This window comes from Undibacterium sp. GW821-FHT07F11 (assembly GCF_059418665.1).
Window position 1 is genome coordinate 34402 of record NZ_JBWKQH010000014.1, and the last position, 18441, is coordinate 52842.

At 50.8% G+C, this 18441-nt stretch carries 15 protein-coding genes and 1 tRNA gene; 6 read left to right on the forward strand and 10 right to left on the reverse strand.

Going from position 1 to position 18441, the window contains the following annotated elements:
* Positions 1-108 precede the first annotated feature (108 nt).
* From AC07OI_RS28005 to AC07OI_RS28020, 4 genes are all read left to right on the forward strand, one after another.
* Complete coding sequence (locus tag AC07OI_RS28005; protein WP_495259430.1) at positions 109-573, forward strand: cell division protein; 465 nt, start codon at positions 109-111, stop codon at positions 571-573.
* Positions 570-1217 carry a DUF4166 domain-containing protein gene (locus AC07OI_RS28010; protein WP_495259431.1) on the forward strand — a complete coding sequence of 216 codons (648 nt, stop codon included), beginning with the start codon at positions 570-572 and terminating at the stop codon, positions 1215-1217. The genes AC07OI_RS28005 and AC07OI_RS28010 overlap by 4 nt, the downstream gene beginning before the upstream one ends.
* Positions 1214-2674, forward strand: a complete 1461-nt coding sequence (locus AC07OI_RS28015) for a TIGR01777 family oxidoreductase (RefSeq protein WP_495259432.1) — start codon at positions 1214-1216, stop codon at positions 2672-2674. The genes AC07OI_RS28010 and AC07OI_RS28015 overlap by 4 nt, the downstream gene beginning before the upstream one ends.
* 556 nt (positions 2675-3230) lie before the next feature.
* Positions 3231-3407, forward strand: coding sequence for a hypothetical protein (locus tag AC07OI_RS28020; RefSeq protein ID WP_495259433.1), 177 nt, complete (start codon positions 3231-3233; stop codon positions 3405-3407).
* Between the two features lie 82 nt (positions 3408-3489).
* Here AC07OI_RS28020 and AC07OI_RS28025 read toward each other — a convergent pair whose 3' ends face one another.
* The 5 genes from AC07OI_RS28025 to AC07OI_RS28045 form a co-directional block, all read right to left on the reverse strand.
* Positions 3490-5190, reverse strand: a complete 1701-nt coding sequence (locus AC07OI_RS28025; RefSeq protein WP_495259434.1) for a long-chain-fatty-acid--CoA ligase — start codon at positions 5188-5190, stop codon at positions 3490-3492.
* A 154-nt stretch (positions 5191-5344) separates the two neighbouring features.
* Positions 5345-6571 (reverse strand): acyl-CoA dehydrogenase, encoded by a 1227-nt coding sequence (locus AC07OI_RS28030; protein WP_492708410.1) that lies wholly within the window; start codon positions 6569-6571, stop codon positions 5345-5347.
* Positions 6572-6620: 49 nt separating this feature from the next.
* The gene (locus AC07OI_RS28035; RefSeq protein ID WP_492708288.1) at positions 6621-7070 is read right to left on the reverse strand and encodes a PaaI family thioesterase; all 450 of its coding nucleotides are present in this window, start codon (positions 7068-7070) and stop codon (positions 6621-6623) included.
* A 30-nt stretch (positions 7071-7100) separates the two neighbouring features.
* Positions 7101-7865, reverse strand: a complete 765-nt coding sequence (locus tag AC07OI_RS28040; protein ID WP_495259435.1) for an SDR family oxidoreductase — start codon at positions 7863-7865, stop codon at positions 7101-7103.
* A gap of 29 nt (positions 7866-7894) precedes the next feature.
* Positions 7895-8626, reverse strand: a complete 732-nt coding sequence (locus AC07OI_RS28045; protein ID WP_495259436.1) for a histidine phosphatase family protein — start codon at positions 8624-8626, stop codon at positions 7895-7897.
* Positions 8627-8728: 102 nt separating this feature from the next.
* Between AC07OI_RS28045 and AC07OI_RS28050 the strand changes: the two genes are divergently transcribed.
* Entirely contained in the window at positions 8729-9640 is a 912-nt protein-coding gene (locus tag AC07OI_RS28050; protein ID WP_492708294.1) for a LysR family transcriptional regulator, read from the forward strand.
* 57 nt (positions 9641-9697) lie between these two features.
* Here the strand turns inward: AC07OI_RS28050 and AC07OI_RS28055 are convergent, their stop codons facing one another.
* Positions 9698-10030 (reverse strand): DUF3579 domain-containing protein, encoded by a 333-nt coding sequence (locus tag AC07OI_RS28055; protein WP_492708296.1) that lies wholly within the window; start codon positions 10028-10030, stop codon positions 9698-9700.
* 426 nt (positions 10031-10456) lie between these two features.
* On the opposite strand from AC07OI_RS28055, the gene lhpI reads away from it, so the two are divergent.
* On the forward strand, positions 10457-11401 hold the full coding sequence (gene lhpI, locus AC07OI_RS28060) for a bifunctional Delta(1)-pyrroline-2-carboxylate/Delta(1)-piperideine-2-carboxylate reductase (protein WP_495259437.1): 945 nt from the start codon (positions 10457-10459) through the stop codon (positions 11399-11401).
* Positions 11402-11554: 153 nt separating this feature from the next.
* On the opposite strand, the gene AC07OI_RS28065 is transcribed toward lhpI, so the two are convergent.
* The 4 genes from AC07OI_RS28065 to dnaG form a co-directional block, all read right to left on the reverse strand.
* Positions 11555-13042 (reverse strand): DEAD/DEAH box helicase, encoded by a 1488-nt coding sequence (locus AC07OI_RS28065; protein ID WP_492708300.1) that lies wholly within the window; start codon positions 13040-13042, stop codon positions 11555-11557.
* 6 nt (positions 13043-13048) lie between these two features.
* Positions 13049-13126, reverse strand: a tRNA-Ile gene (locus AC07OI_RS28070).
* A gap of 180 nt (positions 13127-13306) precedes the next feature.
* The gene (rpoD, locus tag AC07OI_RS28075) at positions 13307-16066 is read right to left on the reverse strand and encodes an RNA polymerase sigma factor RpoD (RefSeq protein WP_492708302.1); all 2760 of its coding nucleotides are present in this window, start codon (positions 16064-16066) and stop codon (positions 13307-13309) included.
* 551 nt (positions 16067-16617) lie between these two features.
* Positions 16618-18411, reverse strand: coding sequence for a DNA primase (dnaG, locus tag AC07OI_RS28080; protein WP_492708304.1), 1794 nt, complete (start codon positions 18409-18411; stop codon positions 16618-16620).
* Between the last annotated feature and the right edge of the window lie 30 nt (positions 18412-18441).

An 18441-nucleotide genomic window follows, 5' to 3' on the forward strand; every position in this document is an offset into this window, starting at 1 on the left:
GTACGTCATGGGCAGGCCTGAAAGATATGCCGCAAATCACTTGACATGCACACTCATTTGATCTTTAATTTCTGTAACGACAGAAATTAAAGAAATAAAGGAAAATAAATGCCTTATGCACAACAAAATTCTCTCAGACCCTGGCTGATACGCTGGCTGTATGCTGCCGCTTTTGCCCACTTCACTATCGGACTCATGCTACCGTGGATCAGTAGCACCGGTCTGGTCGAGATTTATCACCAGCTCATAGAAAGCCATTTCTGGCCACAGGCCGCCCCTGATGCGGCACGCAATATGCAAATCTGGTGGATGAGCCTGTTTGGTGCCACCGTACAAACAGTAGGCCTGTGGATGGGTGCGTTGATTTACCTGGGCAATCAACACCGTAGCCGCTTTGCCTGGCTATGGCTGATGATAGGCATACTGGTATGGGCACCGCAGGACATGCTGATTTCCATGCAGGCAGACATGTTGATCAATGTCTGGATAGACGCATTTGCTGTATTGAGCATGATCCCTCCTCTGCTGCTCTTATGGAAAATGGATGCACCTGTAACTGAAAGAAAAGCATGAGCCAGAACATCAAACCTGCTCCATCCGAAGGCGAATTATTCAGGAAAATCCTGGGCAAGGAATGGTTGAAACTGCACCCGGATATCCAGGCCAGGTTTGCCAAAAATCCAGAGCCTGACAAACCACTGTATTACACAGGAATGCTCAGCGAATTAAGCTGTTCAAGAGTTGGCAAGCTCCTCGGCCACCTGACTAAACCCATGATAGCCGGGGCCTTGATCCCCTATACCGATCATGACTTTCCTGTCGATATCATGGTGTATTCCAAGCCGGATTGCCCTTCCATCTTCAAGCAGAGGATATACCGCCTGCACAACCGGCCACCGATACAGTTCACATCGTATATGCAGGAAAGTGAAAAAGGTGACGTGCTGGAATATGTAGGCATGGGTCTGGGCATGAAACTGATCTTGCACGTGCATGAAGGTAATCTCCACTTCACCAGCGATGGTTACTTCTGGGATGTACTGGGCTACCGCATTCCCATACCCGGTATTTTCACGCCGGGCAAAACTTACCTGTGCCATCGTAATGACAACCCTGAGCAATTCAATATCCGCATAGAAATCAAACATGCCCTGTTTGGCCGTACCTTTACCCAGATAGGCGTATTCAAGGAAATTCATACTGAGGTAGTATCATGAACACTCATTTAATCGCCCTGCAATTAATGGCAGCACAAGGCTTGCTCGGCGCTTTCGATACCCTCTACCACCATGAGCTGACCGAAGCCTTGCCACAGCGCGCAAGTGCCCGCACAGAACTGGGGATACATGCCACCCGCGCACTCATCTACAGTTTACTCTTCATAGGTTTGTCAGCATGGGCATGGCACGGTGCCTGGTCCATCGTCCTGCTATTGGTATTTGGTGTCGAGATCGTTCTGACCTTATGGGACTTCGTGATTGAAGACCAGACCCGCCTGCTGCCAGCCACAGAGCGTGTGACACATACCGTACTCGCGATTAATGGTGGAGCCTTTATCACCTTGTTGATCTTGAATACACCTGAGTGGTTAGCCGCCCCTACACAAATGCTGTGGCAGCCACAGGGCTGGCTCAGTATATTCCTGGCATTATGTGGTATAGGCGTAGGCCTCTCCGGCATACGTGATGGGCTGGCTGCCCTACGGCTGAGCAAGCTGGCTGACAAGGAAACGCAGGTATCCAAAATTCATTTCAGCGATCAATCAGAGCAGGTTTTGGTCACCGGGGCCACCGGCTTTATCGGCAGCTTGCTTGTCAAAGCCTTGCTGGTCGATGGACAGCAAGTAACGATACTCAGCCGCAACCCAAAACAGGCAAGCTGGAAGTTTGATGGCAGGGTAAGAGTGATTGCATCGATGCAGGAGTTACCTGCAAATCAGCGTGTAGATGTCATCATCAACCTGGCAGGTGCACGCATACTGGGCTGGCGCTGGTCAGAAAAACGCAAGGCAGAATTGCGCCACAGCCGCACTGGTTTGACAAAACAGATCATTGAATGGATTGCCCGTGCAGAAAGCAAACCCAGGCTATTGCTGGCAGCTTCAGCCATCGGCTATTACGGCATACAGGCATTGGGTGATGACAGGAAGCTGACTGAAAGCGCAGCCCCACAATCCATCTTCATGTCTGAACTGTGCCAGGACTGGGAGCAGGCCAACCAGCTTGCCAGCGCTTACGGCGTCAAGGTCGCCAGGATGCGTTTCGGCGTTGTCCTTGGCCAGCAAGGCGCACTGGGCATGATGCTCCTGCCCATCAAGCTGGGTCTGGGCGGTGCTCTTGGCAGTGGCAGGCAATGGCAATCTTGGATACATGTGCACGATGTGCTGCGTGGTATTGCCCACCTGTGGCAGCATGAAACCAGCCTTCCGCTGGACAGTGCTTATAATTTCACTGCGCCTGAAGTAGTCACGCAAAAACAGTTCAGTATTATTGCCGCCAGTGTCTTGCATCGCCCCAGCTTCTTCCCAACTCCAGGCTGGCCCATGCGCCTTGTGCTGGGTGAGCAAGCTGATTTATTACTGGAAGGCCAGCGCGTGATGCCAGCAAAACTATTGGAAGACGGTTTTGTTTTTGATTATCCAGATTTGCGTAACGCACTGATAAACCTGGTCTAAGCAGACTGACTAAGATGCAAAGATGCCTATGCCGCGCAGGAGACAACTCAAATCGATAGCAGCAGGAATTGCGGATAGCTTTAACAGCCGCAATAATGATCTTGCAGGCTATTGGGCCATAGGCAAGCTTTGCCACTTTGTACATGAACGTTCTATTACTTTGCTTACGCTGGATTTGCTGAATATCATCTGCACTCCGGCAAGCTCAGAGTTCAATGCTGTCATGCACGACTATAAAGTGAAGTTGCGTGCAATCATGAACAAGCAAGGTATTCCAGAAGACTGGCTAAAGGCAGCAACAATAGAGATTGATTTTCAGCCTGAGTGTGAAGCACATTTGCACTATTTTCGCTCTGTACTGGGCGACCATTACACTGTCACTGCCAAATTGATGACGGACCTGGGAAAAATATACAGTGTCAGAACTGGCGGCAATTGCAAACCTCATGATCCGCTTAGGGAAAGTCGGCGAAGCGTTCAGCTGTCATGCAAAGTGTCCTCACTTGAAATCTGAAATTAAGTCTCAATCTGGCTCTATAAATTCAAGGAGCAAGCCATGTTCTTCCTGCACCATCCCCAGCCTGTAAGGCCAAGAAAAGCCGTGCCAGAACTACAAGTCAGCAGCCAGACTCAGGTGACTGACACCAGGACTATTGTTGTTGAACATAGCACGAAAGATTTGCAGGCTTTGCAAACTCAGCTCAAGGCCAATGTAGCTGGCAAGGAGAAATGAAAAAACTGCGGCTTTCCTGGAGCGAACCAGAAAGCCGCAGAAACGCGCAAAAACTTATTTAATCAAGATAGATAAGAATTGATCAGGCAACTGCCCTCTTCTTCGCCTCTTCTTCATACAATTCTTTTTTCGATAATTTCCCTACCGGGGTTTTCGGTAACTCTGCACGGATATCCATGGCTTGCGGCATTTCATGCTTGCCCAGTCTGTCCTTGAGAAAGTCTTTCAAGTCATCAAAACTGAAGGCTACCTGCCCCGCCCTGAGTTTGATGAAGGCCTTGGCCGCCTGTCCGCGATATGCGTCGGGGATGCCGATAACGCTGACTTCGGCCACGGCAGGGTGTTCATAAATCGCTTCTTCTATATTGCGTGGATAAACGTTAAAACCACCAGATAAGATCATGTCCTTGGTACGATCGACGATGTACACAAATCCATCCGCATCCATATAACCAACATCGCCAGTACGGAAGTAGCCGTCGGCAGTGAAAGCTTCACGAGTAGCGTCTGGCTTGTTCCAGTAGCCTTTCATGATATTCGCGCCAGCCACGCAGATTTCTCCGCGCTCACCCAAAGCCACTTCCTGACGAGCATCATCAATGTTGGCAAATTTGAAGCTAATACCTGGTGTAGGCAAACCACAGGAACCAGCCTTGCGCACACCACCCAGTGGCGTAAATGTACCTGTAGGTGAAGTCTCGGTCATACCCCAGCCTTCAAGCAGGGTACAACCTGTCAAGGACTGGAATTGTTGCAGCACTTCTGTAGGCAAGGGTGCGCCACCGGAATTGCAGAACTTCAGTGCACTGAGATCATATTCCCTGATCTGCGGATGATTGATAATGGCGGTGTACATGGTGGGTACGCCGGGGAATACGGTGATTTTTTTATTCGCCAGATCCTTGACCACGGCATCGGCATCGAAGCGGGTATGCAAGATAATTTCTGCACCCATACGTATGCCAAACAACATATCCACCGTCAGTGCATAGATGTGGAATAGCGGCAGCACGGCCAGCAATTTTTCTTTTCCTTCTTCCAGCACACGCGGCTCGATATTGGTGGTTTCCATGATCTGGCTGCAAGCCGTGGTCAGGTTGCCATGCGTGAGCATTGCCCCCTTGGGCAAGCCTGTAGTACCACCTGTATATTGCAAGGTAGCGATGGCTTCTTTGGGGTCAATTGCCGGGACGGGGGTGTAGTCGCCATCATTGTCCAGCAATTTTGCGAACAGTAAATGCTGCGCATCATCGGGAATTGCGCTGAGCTGGCCTGCCTTGTCCAGGTTCGCCCTGACGGCATCCGGATAAGGCGTCATCTCCGGGATATTTCCTATGATGAGTTTTTGCAGCCGGGTATGTCCCAGCATCTTGGCCATTTGCGGATACAGCATGACCATATCCAGTGTCACCAGCATGTCGGTATGGCTATCGGCAATTTTATGCTCCAGCACTTTCTCGGCATCCAGCGGTGAGTAATTCACCACTGTGCCACCAGCCTGCAAAATCGCAAAGAAGCTGATGACGTAATGTGGTGTATTCGGCAGATACAGGCCCACATGCATGCCAGGCTTTACGCCCAGTTGCTGGAAACCTTTGGTGGCCTGGTTCACCAGTTTTTGTAATTCTGCGTAGCTGGTTTTCTTGCCCATGAATTCCAGGGCGGGCAAGTCTGGCCATTTGGCAACGGCATTATGCAGTAATTGTGGCACGCTGCTGATGGGCAGGTCGGCGTCCCAGTGTACGCCTGCGGGGTAAGACTTGATCCAGGGTGTGTCGCGCATTTTTGTCTCTCTATTTATAAGAATAATTTGAAAATGTCAGCCAACAGGTGGGAGTTAACGCAGGAAAAGCCCCGTCCTCAAAAAGGAAAGAGCCTGCCCTGCACTACTGCTCAATCAAACTCATGAAGCGATTAATAATTTATTTCTTCTCCAATTATTTCTTATCCGTGTATTTCTTCAACTCCATCTTGCCGATTTGATTTCTGTGCACTTCATCCGGGCCATCAGCCAGACGCAGGGTGCGCGCCTGTGCGTACGAATAAGCGAGGTTGAAGTCATCCGACACGCCACCACCGCCATGCGCCTGTATGGCCCAGTCGATGACCTGGCAAGCCATGGTCGGTGCAGCCACCTTGATCATGGCGATTTCTTTGGCTGCTGCCTTGTTGCCTACCGTGTCCATCATCTGCGCGGCATTCAAGACCAGGAAACGTGCCTGGTCGATGAGGATGCGGGCATTGGCAATACGCTCCAGTGTCACGCCCTGATCGGCTACCCGTTTGCCAAAGGCCACGCGTGTTAAAGAGCGCTTGCACATATCTTCCAGTGCGCGTTCTGCCAGACCGATGAGGCGCATGCAGTGATGGATGCGGCCAGGCCCGAGGCGCCCCTGGGCAATTTCAAAGCCGCGGCCCTCGCCCAGCAAGATATTGGATGCGGGAACGCGCACGTTTTCAAACAGCACTTCGCCGTGACCATGCGGTGCATCGTCATAACCGAATACCGGCAAGGCACGCAAAATAGTCACGCCTGGTGTATCACGCGGCACGATGATCATGGATTGCTGCTTGTGGCGGTCAGGATTGCTCGGGTCGCTCTTGCCCATGAAGATAAACACTTTACAGCGCGGATCATTGGCACCGGACGACCACCATTTACGGCCATTGATGACATACTCGTCACCATCACGCACTATCGATGATTCAATATTGGTGGCATCAGAAGAGGCGACTGCCGGTTCTGTCATGGCGAAGCAGGAGCGGATTTCACCGCGCAGCAAAGGCTTCAGCCATTGTTCCTGATGTTCAGGCGTGCCATAGCGGGCAAACACTTCCATATTGCCAGTGTCGGGTGCAGAGCAATTGAATACTTCTGGTGCCCAGACGGCACGGCCCATGATTTCGCAAAGCGGAGCGTATTCGAGATTGGTCAAACCCGCACCATGACCAGACTCTGGCAAAAAGAGATTCCACAAACCGGCATCGCGTGCCTTAGCCTTGAGTTGCTCAACGACCTTGGTCGGTATCCAGGCATTGCCCGCTTTGCGGTTAGCAGCTATCTCGCCAAAGAAAGTTTTTTCATTTGGATAGACGTGCTCATCCATGAAGGCGATCAGGCGTGCCTGCAAATCTTTGACTTTGGGGCTGTATTGAAAATCCATTTTGTTTCCTTTTTCCTTGTTAGTCCAGATGGACATGAATATGTCCGCTTTACTTTCTTTGTAGCTCAATATTGCGCGCCGTTAGCAATGCTGTTGCGCATAAAACTTCTTCGCCGTTGCGTACAGAGAAAACCTCTGCGGCGCTGACGGTCAACAACTTCCCGTTTGAAACCACGCGCCCACGTGCTCGCAGTTTTTCACCATCGGCAGGGGCGACTATCTTCAAATTGCAATCGATACTGGCATTGATCCAGCCTGCTGGCAGCAGTGTGCCAGCGGCAGAGACCCCGGCAAAATCTGCTGCTGCAAAGATGGCTGTGGCCTGCATTTTTCCGGGTACGAAACTAAGTTCTTCGCGGTAGGCAATATCCAGTTCCACTTCACCCGGCTCCACCTTCACAAACTCTATGCCCAGCCATTTCGCCATTGGCATGGCCAAGACCAGGCCCTTCAGTTGCGCTGCGTAATCTGGATTGCTTGCCACATATGCCGGTTTCATGATCGCGCCCTGTCTCTTGTCCTTTTTGTCTTAACTGACCAAGTAGCCACCATCAACATTGATGCATGCTCCCGTGGTGTAGCTGGAAGCATTCGATGCCAGGTACAAGATCGTGCCCGCCATTTCGTCAGGTTCGGCAATGCGCTTCATGGGTATGCGGGACAGTGCTTTTTCGAGGATCACGGGATTGTGGAACAGAGCTGAGGCAAACTTGGTATCGGTCGCGCCTGGCAGCAAGGCATTCACGCGTACGCCCATGGATGCACATTCCTGTGCGAAGGATTTGGTCATGGCGATGACAGCTGCCTTGGTGATGGAATAAATCCCTTGCATGGCACCTGGCACTACACCGTTGACAGAAGCCACATTGATGATGCTGCCACCGCCATGTTTTGCCATGAGTTTGGCACCGGCTGAAGACATGAAGAAATAGCCGCGTATATTGACATCGACTGTCTTCTGGAAGGCGCTGACATCGGTCTCGGTGATATGCCCGAAATGCGGGTTGGTGGCGGCATTATTGACCAGGACATCCAGCTTGCCGTGGGCCGCTATAATGTCAGCGAACAAGGCATCAATCTGCGCCATTTCACCAATATGGCAGGCACGTGCTTCTGCCTTGCCACCGGCAGCGATGATTGCTGCTACCACGGCCTCGCAGGCTTCAGCCTTGCGGCTGCTCACGATGACATAGGCACCATTGGCTGCCAGGGTTTTGGCGACGGCTTCACCTATGCCACGGCTGGCACCGGTGACCAGTGCGACCTTACCAGTCAAATCAAACATTGCTGTCATGTCTTGTCTCTCTCGTCTCTCTTGTTTTTTTAAACGTAGGTAATTGCTTTGGGGTTATTCAATACTTCAAGATGTGAAAAATTATTCAGGTAAGCCAGTGCCGGACGCAAAACACCTTCTGCTGTCGGCTGTAAATGAAAACGCGTGACTGCACTATTCACCAATGACCAGTTGAGTTCAGCAAAGCGTGGATCAGGGAAACCCAGTACATGCTGACATAAGGCCGAGATGGTGCCGCCAGAAGTGAACACGACGATGTTCTTGGCATCATCTGCTATCGCCAGTTGCTTGTGCATGGCAGTGATGCAGCGCTGGCGAAATGCATTCCAGCTTTCCACATACTCAGCATCATGCTCACCCGACATCCAGCGACTGATGGCCTGTGCAAAAATATCCTGGAAGGCTTGCTTGCCATTCGGCGTATTCATGAGGAAATGCTTGACCGCTGCAGGGTCATCAAAAGCCGGTACATGCCGTGCCAGGACTTCATGGTGATTGTATTCGTTGAACCCGGCATCGCAATGCCAGGCAGATGCATCCAGCGCATCAACATCTTGTTGCAGCATTGCGGACAGGCAGGCTTGTGCGGTTTGCTGGTGCCTTTTCAGCGCACCAGTGACAACCCGTGAAACCTGCATATCACGCTCTGCCCACCAGCTACCTAAGTGTCGCGCCTGTTGTTCGCCCAGTTCAGACAATTGGTCATAGTTCTGGTTACCAAATGAAGCCTGCCCATGCCTGACCAGATATAAAGCTGCCATTAGTTCCTCAATCAATAAACTTCAGTAAAAACAATAAACAAAGTGTATGCCCGCGCCTATAATTGATCAAATGAATAGTTATTATCTGAATTAATTAATCCTATGCATTTATCCCGAGTCGATTTAAACCTGTTCACCGTCTTTGTTGCCATCTATACCGAGGGCAGCGTGACCCGTGCCAGCCAGCAACTGAACCTGACCCAGCCTGCCATCAGCCATGCACTGAACCGCCTGCGGCAATTGTTCAATGACCCGTTGTTTGTACGTCAGGGACAGATGATGGTCTCGACCCCGCTGGCGCGCAGCATCATAGAACCGGTGCGGCAAGCCCTGCGCGGGCTGGAAGTGACGTTGACCGAAAATGACAAGTTTGACCCGGCGCTGGCTACCAAGCAGTTCAACCTGGCCTTGCGGGATGTATTGGAATCCACTGCCCTGCCACCGTTAATGAAAAGCATTACGAGGCAGGCACCGCAAATCAATCTGGCAGCGATACAAGTAGAAAGAAGAGAATTGGTCAGTGAACTGGCGGCGGGCAGCCTGGATCTGGCGATTGATATGCTGTTGCCGCTGCCAAATGAGATACACCGTCAGAAGGTAGTACAAGGCAACACTGTCGTACTCGCGAGACGCGATCACCCTGTCATACAGGGCAAGCTCAATCTGGACACGTATATGCAGGCTGAACATATACTGGCAAGCTCAAGACGCAAAGGCATGGGATTGGAAGATTTTGAACTGAGTCGCCTGGGCTTGCAAAGACGCATACGCTTGCGCTGCCAGCATTATTTTGCCGCTTGCCGGGTAGTCAGCCAGACTGATTTACTACTGACCATGCCAGAAGGTTACGCGCGCATTGCGAACGAACAATTCAATAATCAGATATTGCCGCTGCCAGCGGCCATGCCCTCATGGGACGTGTATTTGTACTGGCATCAGAATGTGGAGAATGATCCAGCTAATCGCTGGCTAAGGCAGCAAGTAATAGAGGCGTTTCAAAACCAGACTGTGTGATATCGCAAGGAGGAGAGAAAATACGACTGGCGTCGTCCAGCCTCAAACTCGCTGTTGTTACTTGTTGACTTTGGGTTCATCCGGCAATAAGCATGCATCGATAATTTGCAAATCGTTATCCTTGGCAAAGCTGAGGACAAAATGATACGCCAGCGGCTCGATTTCACGTATCGCTTCATTCACCACGACAGAACGCACGCCATTCAACAATATCGGGCGTACATAGGGTGAATATTGCAAATGTGAATTCCTGCCGCCGTCAGGACTGAAACATGACATGGCTCCGCACAGGCGCTCTGCCCAATCGCTGGGGCGAAATTGTTTTCCATCACTGGTAATACCCTGGATGAAAAATTCGCGGACTTGTTGCGTTTTTGTGGAATCGGCCATGTGCTCGGCTTGCTGAAGCAAGAGTGAATTAAGCTTAACATCATTATGTGACACCAAGCTTTCAATATACTTCCATATTATATCTTATAGAAGACTTGAATCAAAACTGGCGTCGCTGATATATCTGGTTTTGATGCATGGCATACAATCTTACTCAACCGCTTATTGGACCAATATAGTGCATTTTGTAAGGTAGTAAAGAAAAGTGAGGATCAGGCTTTGCTTGATTGACAAGCTTAATGCGTGTCCACATATTTCGAGCGAATGACGAAAGCTGGAGTTTCATCAAAAATGTTATATGCCGGTCATCTGCAGACATTACATAATTGAATGCAAAGTATAGGTATCGCTCTACAATCTCAAAACAAATAAAAATCATCTTCCTGATTAAAGCTCATCCATTAAAAAGCCTCAAACTGCACACCCATGATCCCCTACTTCACAAAAGAACAAGTCAGCACAACCCTGCCCTATGTAAAACTGATACCAGCGCTACAGCAGGCATTTACTGAAGAGATGATCGCTCCCAAGCGACATGCACATACCGTGTCAGAAGCTGACAGTTCCAGTCTGCTGCTGATGCCGGTCTGGCAACCGCAAGGGCACCTGGGTGTGAAACTGGTAACAGTAACACCCAGGAATACAGATGTGCCGACTGTGCATGCAATCTTTGTTTTATTTGACACCAGGACAGGCGCACCGCTGGCCTTGATGGACGGTGAAGAATTGACTTTGCGGCGCACTGCTGCAGCCTCTGCTCTTGCATCATCCTATGCTTCACGTAGCGATGCACAACATCTACTTTTAGTAGGGAATGGCTGCCTGGCGCCTCACATAGCGATTGCACATTGCCAGACCAGGGCGATTACTGACATCAGCATCTGGGGCAGATCGGCAGAGAAGTCGGAAGCGGCAGCGCAAGTGATACGTGAGCACGCAGAATTTCCAGCGCATGTCAGATTGCATGTTGTTGAAGATCTGGCCGTTGCTTGCCATGCAGCCGACATCATTTGCTGCGCGACGACCAGCAAGACGCCGGTAGTGTTGAGTGACTATGTCAGAGCAGGAACACATCTTGATCTGGTTGGTGGATTCAAACCGGATATGCGTGAAGTGGATGATGCACTGATGAGCAGGGCCACGGTATTTGTCGATACTTATGCGGGTGCGCTGGCGGAAGCTGGGGATATTACGCAGACGCTGGCGAATGGCAGTTTATTGAAGTCAGCGATTGTTGCTGAACTGGCTGAGCTGTGCGCTGGTCAACATGCTGGGCGCAAGAGTGATGCAGAGATCACTGTGTTTAAATCGGTGGGGACGGCAATTGAGGATTTGTGTGCGGCCAATTTGGTGTGGGGAAGCGATGACTAATAAGTAGGTTGGGCTACGCCTCATCAGCCCAACACTGGGCCTTAATATACGTACACGTCATTTAAACGCCCCGTGTTGGGCTGGTGAAGCGCAGCCCAACCTACGATATTTCATATGCACTCAGCAAAGCCATGGACCTTGCTATACCCGATTTTAGTTCTTAGGAAACCCACCCAACAAAGCCGCACGTTTCTGTGGCTTGGCTGCTGTACTGCTATTCGATGGCGATGCCATGGAAGCTGTCGTGTTGTTGCTGACTGAACTGGCACCAGAGCTAGGTTCGTAAGGCTTGAGGAACCAGGGATCAACTTTTTCTTTTGGTGGCTGATAGCTGCGTGCCGGGCGCTCACTTCTTTCACCACGGTCAGAACGGTCGCGGCCACCTGAACGATCACTGGATTCACCACGCTCACGCGGCGCACGGTGTTCTGATTGATGCACGGATGTTGCCACAAAACCGGCCAGATGCAGGCGCACGATTTTTTGCTTGATCATTTTTTCTATGTCGATCAGCAGACGCTCATCCTGGTCCGTATGCAGAGAGATAGCATCACCCTTGGCACCAGCACGGCCAGTACGGCCTATGCGGTGGACATAGTCTTCAGCGTTATATGGCAAATCAAAATTGATGACGCAAGGAAGTTCGGCAATATCAAGGCCACGTGCGGCCACATCAGTCGCCACCAGCACTTCAACTTCACCTTGCTTGAAGGCTTCGAGTGCAGCCATACGCTCTTGCTGTGACTTGTCACCATGGATGGCAGATGCTTTTACACCTTGCTTGACCAGATGCACAGCCAGGCGTGACGCACCTATCTTGGTATTGGAGAACACGATGACTTGCTTCAGGCCGCGCTCACGGATGATGAAGGACACAGCATCGCGTTTTTCTTCCGTCGATACCTTGTACAAAATCTGCGTAACATTATCAGCAGTAGCATTACTGCGCGCCACCTCTATGGTTTGCGGATTGGTCAGGAAACTGGCAGCGAGCTTTTTGATCTCTTGCGAGAAAGTCGCAGAGAACATCAGGTTCTGGCGTTTCTTGGGCAACAGGTTGATGATGCGCTGCAAGTCAGGCAAGAAGCCCATGTCCAGCATGCGGTCAGCCTCATCCATGACCAGGATCTGGACCTGTGACAGGTTGACGGTTTTTTGTTGTACGTGGTCAAGCAAACGGCCAGGCGTGGCGATCACGATCTCAACACCACTGCGCAAGATTGCCGTCTGCGGGGCCATGTCCATTCCACCAAATACGACTGTAGAACGCAAGGGCGTGTGACGGGAATAGGCTTTAACGTTTTCTGCAACCTGGTCAGCCAGTTCACGTGTCGGCGTCAGGATCAGCGCGCGTACAGGGTGCCGTGCCGGCGAAGCACTGGTGCTTGCATGGGCCAGCAACAACTGGATGATAGGCAAAGAAAAACCTGCCGTCTTGCCGGTGCCGGTCTGGGCAGCGCCCATGACATCACGACCTTGCAAGACAACCGGGATTGCCTGTTCCTGAATGGGAGTTGGATGCACATAACCCTGATCTGTCAGGGCACGCAAGATTTCCGGCGCCAGGCCGAAATCGGCAAACTTCACGTCTGGTGTAGTTTGCTCAGTGGTAGGTATAGCTGGGGACTTGATATCAGTCATGGTAATTGGTGGGCCTCCCGTGAGTCGAACACGGTACCAACGGATTATGAGTCCGCTGCTCTAACCAACATGAGCTAGAGGCCCAATTCTTTCTGCAAGCTCTGCCTGCTTTAATCTGAGGATAATCCAGGATTGGACAAATACTTCAGGTTTGCAGGAAAAGCCCGATGCTGCCACCTGCAAAATACTGTGCCGAAAACTAAAACAACTCAGCACAATATCAATTGAATGGGCACCGAAAAAACCGACGCCCATTGTACAACATTAATTACCTTCTAGGAAGCTCTTCAGCTTATCAGAACGTGAAGGATGACGTAATTTTCTCAAAGCCTTGGCTTCTATTTGACGAATACGCTCCCTGGTCACGTCGAATTGCTTGCCCACTTCCTCCAAAGTATGGTCGGTCGACATCTCTACACCAAAGCGCATGCGCAATACTTTTGCTTCACGTGGGGTCAGGGAATCAAGTACATCCTTGACCACATTGCGCATGGAGGCGTGCAGAGCAGCGTCAGCCGGTGCCAGTGTGTGATTGTCTTCAATGAAGTCGCCCAGATGGGAATCATCATCGTCGCCTATCGGTGTTTCCATGGAAATTGGCTCTTTCGCAATCTTCATGATCTTGCGAATTTTATCTTCCGGCATTTCCATCTTGATCGCCAGTGTTGCCGGATCAGGTTCTACACCCGTCTCTTGCAAAATCTGACGGGAGATACGATTCATTTTATTAATCGTTTCTATCATATGCACAGGAATACGGATCGTGCGTGCCTGATCAGCGATAGAACGGGTAATGGCCTGACGTATCCACCATGTTGCATAGGTCGAGAATTTATAACCGCGGCGATATTCAAACTTGTCCACGGCCTTCATCAAGCCGATGTTACCTTCCTGGATCAGATCCAGGAATTGCAGACCACGGTTGGTATATTTCTTGGCGATGGAAATCACCAAACGCAAGTTGGCCTCGGTCATTTCACGCTTGGCTTTACGTGCCTTCATTTCACCGGCAGACATCTTTTTATTGATGTTGCGCAGATCAGGTAAAGGCAGGACTACACGAGATTGCAGATCGATCAGTTTTTGCTGCAGTTGTTGCACTGAAGGGATGTTACGCCCCAACACTGCACTGTAGGAGTGGCCGGAATTCACTTCGCCCTCAACCCAGCTCAGATTGGTTTCATTGCCAGGGAAAACTTTAATGAAGTGAGAACGTGGCATACCGCAACGATTGACGACAACTTCCAGTATCTGCTTTTCTACATGGCGCACTTCATCAACCTGGCCACGCAGGGTGTCACACAACTTCTCAACCACTTTTGCTGTAAAACGTATTCCCAGCAACTCACTGGAAATCGCTTCTTGCGCCTTGACGTAGGTCTTGGAGTTGTAGCCCTCTTTTTCGTAGGACTTGCGCATTTTGTCAAAATTCGTCGAAATAATTTCGAATTTTGCCAAAGCATCGCGCTTCAATTGTTCGAGTTGCTCAGCAGAGATGGCAGCAGCACCAGCAGCACCGCCGTCATCGTCTTCTTCTTCCTCTTCTTCTTCCTCTTCTTCTTCGTCCTCTTCAGACGATTCCTCGGCAGCCACCACAACTACCGGTGCAGCCTGCTCGTCTGCATTCGGGTCAACCAGACCATCGACGATTTCATCAATCTTGATTTCATCGGCAGCGATACGGTCAGCCGCAGCCAGGATCTCTGCAATTGTGGTTGGACAGGCAGAGATAGCCTGTATCATGTCTTTCAGGCCTTCTTCGATTTTCTTCGCAATGACGATTTCGCCTTCGCGCGTCAGCAACTCAACCGACCCCATTTCACGCATATACATGCGCACAGGGTCAGTGGTACGACCAAAATCAGAGTCAACGGTAGACAGTGCAGCTTCAGCAGCGGCTTCAACTTCATCATCATCGGTCGTGACAGTGACGACATTATCCGACAACAGCAATGTTTCAGCGTCAGGTGCCTGCTCATAGACGGCCACACCCATGTCGTTGAAGGTACCGATGATGCCTTCAATGGCTTCAGGATCAACAACGTTTTCTGGCAAGTGATCGTTGATTTCTGCAAACGTCAGGTAGCCACGGTCCTTACCCAGCTTGATCAGGGTTTTCAGTTTCTGGCGACGACGTTCGAGTTCTTCTTCAGTAGCCTCAGGGTCAGAAGAGAAGGCATCTTTCAGCAAAGCCTTTTCTTTGGCCTTGCGGTCTTTTGCCTTGGCCTTGTCGATGGCTTTCATCTCGGCACGCTCTACTGCATTGAGCGCCGCGATTTCTTCATTCTCAGGCTGGTATTCTTTTGGCTTGCGACCACGGCGACCAGGCACCTTCACCCCAGGCAAAACATAGCCGGAGGTGTCGATTGCGGCAAGCACCGCAGCATCGGTCGTCTGGCTTACGGTAGGCGCAGAACCGGTTTTGATTTCCTGCACCTCTGGTGCAGCTTTCGCTGAATTCTTGGTTGGCTTAGTCACTGTCTTTGAATCGGTTTTGTTAATTGTCACAGAAGCTTTCGATGATACGGATACTGGTTCTGGCCGGGCTGCAGATGCACTCCTGGTTTTTCCACTGAGCTGGGATTCGGCCACTTCTGCTGGCTGAGTCCCTTTTTTTGCCGGTGGTGTCGCATTCTTGCCGCTCACTTCCTTACCAGCCGTTTTTGTCGCAGACGCGGATACTGCATCCGTGTCTTTGGCTTTTGTTGCCGCCTTCAATACTGCTTTACTTGTTGCCTGTTTCGCCTGAACTGTCTCGGCTGCCAGTGAGGTCTTTATCACTTTAGGCGCTTTAACATCTTTCGCAACCCCTTTTTGCTCCGCTGTTTTGTCGGTTTTACTGACGTTCACAGTCTTACTACTCGTACTCCGTGCAACAGCCTGCACAGCTGTTTTTGCCTTGGTACCGGCACTTGCAGCAGCTTTTACCGTCTTGCTCGTCGCAGTGGCTGGCGCTTTCTTGGGCGCGGCTGCCACGGCTTTTGTTACCGTAGTGGACTTCAGGGTTTTCGCGGGTTTCTTCATTGCGCTAGCCATTGAATCAAACCATCCGGAACTGAGGAAGTCGCCTGTGGGTACTTCACAAAAAAGAAAATGCGCTGCCAGCAGATCTGTTGATCGGCATCGCAGAGCAAAATCTGGTTTGTTGCAGACTTCCCGAGTCTCAGCGCCAGTGTTTTGGGTTACTCGGAGGAGCATTACGCTCACCTAAACAACACATTCTGTGCAAATGCAAAAAGCTTCGCCCAGAATGAAACAACCTAAGACCTTGAATCGAAAGCCTTTAATTATACCATGCGAACGTACTTTACTCCAGCCTAAGACTGTGCATATATCAACTTAACGACAATTTAGTGAATAATTTTTAGGCAAATACTGAAGAAAAAACAGGCAAAAAACTCACGTCACGCCACACTGGCCTGTCAAATTACTTGGTAAATAATTAAATAATTTGATGCCCGCCTGAATCTCCATAGCAGAAATGACGCCAAAACTGAAAATAACAAGACCCCGATACAAACTGCCATGACAGCCATGTACGAGAAAAAGTTCCAAAATTGGAGATTGTCTTTATTTCAACGCAAAGCAGCTTCAGCCGCCGCCTGCTTCTTGAGCTGATCTTGCAACTGGGTAATTTCACGGTAGCGCGCCATGTCTTCCGGGGTACGCAATCCGCGCAGCGCAAGGTTTTCTGCCTCGGCACGCAAGACTTGATGACGCATCTGACGCAAGGCACCGGCCAATTCCAATCTGACAATATCAATATCCGTTTCGGCCTGCTCAGCCATCTCGGCGATCAATGCATCAAAGTCAGAGCCAAGGGATCGTAATTGCTCGGCAAGCGCAGCAAACTGAGCACCCTCCCCCATGCTTTGCGCGGTAAATACCAGGCTGCGCAGCATGTTGGCACCATCAGGAGCCAGCGCGGCTGCATCCGCCAGCACGCTTTCATCAAGCATCATTGCCAATGAAGGGTGAGCAACCAGGATGCGCATGATCTGCAGCTCCAGGCCAACAGGTGCATTACGCTTGCTTTTAGGCGGCGCCTGCTTGATGCGCGCCACCGGCTGACTGAGTTCAAACATGGCTTCAATTTCAGCCGGGCTGGTTTGCGTGACCTGTGCCAGATTACGCACCAGTTGCAAACGCATGCCGGATGATTGCATTGCCTGCAACAAGGGCTTGGCATCAAACTGAGTGCGGGCACGCCCTTCTGCCGTCGTCAAATCGTTGTCACCTATCATTTCGCGCATGAAGAATTGCGACAAGGGCATGGCGTCGCGCACTTCTTGCTCAAAGGCATCCGTGCCAAATTCGCGGATATAACTATCGGGGTCATGCTCTTTGGGCAAGAACAGGAACTTGATGACCTTGTCATCATTCGCATGGGGCAGGCAAGCATCGAGCGCACGCCTGGCCGCACGGCGACCGGCACTGTCGCCATCAAAACTGAAAATCACGTGATCCGTCTGGCGCAAGAGTTTTTGCACATGGGTAGGCGTACAAGCCGTTCCCAGGGTTGCCACAGCTTGTGGGAACCCCATTTGCGCCAGCGCCACCACGTCCATATAACCCTCAGTGACGAGCACATAGCCAGCTTCACGAATAGCCTGACGCGCTTCAAACAGACCATATAACTCCAGGCCTTTTTGAAACAAGGGGGTTTCTGGCGAATTCAGGTATTTGGGCTCACCCTGCTCCATGATGCGGCCACCAAAACCAATGATCTGGCCTTTGGTATTACGTATCGGGAACATAACGCGGTCACGGAAACGGTCATAACGCTTGCGGCCACCACCTTCTTCTTCACTTTTATCAATGACCAGACCGGCTTCGACCAGAGCTGGCACATTGTAATCAGTGAAAACACTGCGCAAACCATCCCAGGCATCCGGCGAAAAACCAAGACCAAAGCGCGCCGCTATTTCACCAGTCAAACCACGCTTCTTAAGATAAGCGATGGCTTGCGGTGCGGTACGCAATTGCTGTTTATAGTATTCACCGGCCTTGGTCATGACTTCAGACAAAGCCAGGCTTTTTGCCGTGACTTCTGCCCGTTGCGCGGGCAAGAGCCTGTCTTCTTCCGGCACGATCATGCCATTGTTTTGCGCCAGATCGCGGATGGCATCAACATAGCTGAGACCAGAATATTCCATCAAAAAACCAATGGAACTTCCATGTGCGCCGCAGCCAAAACAGTGATAAAACTGCTTGGTCGGGCTGACGGTAAAGCTGGGGGATTTTTCGTTATGAAAGGGGCACAAACCCATGTAGTTTGCGCCACCTTTTTTGAGCTGCACGTATTTACCCACCACGTCGACAATATCAACGCGGGCCAGTAAATCCTGTATAAAACTTTGTGGTATCAAAGCAGGACGCCAGCTAAAGGATAAAACAAA